General features: G+C 61.1%; 1 protein-coding gene. It reads right to left on the reverse strand.

The annotated features are described in order from the left end of the window. Positions 1 to 247, reverse strand: a 247-nt coding sequence (locus AC3IMC_RS20500) for a hypothetical protein (RefSeq protein WP_490920733.1), incomplete at both ends; no start/stop codon positions are given.

A 247-nucleotide genomic window follows, 5' to 3' on the forward strand; every position in this document is an offset into this window, starting at 1 on the left:
AATTCGGCTTCCTGGTCCACCGGGATCGTGTTCACGTAATCCGTGGTGGTCACCATCGGCACACCCACGCTCTGCGCGCCCGCGCGCTGCAGCAGGCTCCGCATGATGTATTGGGCACGCTCGGTGCCCTGTTCCCTGATCAACGCATCCAGGGACTCGACCCACTCGGCAGTCTCTTCCGGATCACGATCAGGCAGCTGGTTAGTCAACCCGCTGAGGATATGGGAGGTATCTTCTCCTGCAGCCA

This window comes from Arthrobacter sp. E70 (assembly GCF_058266945.1).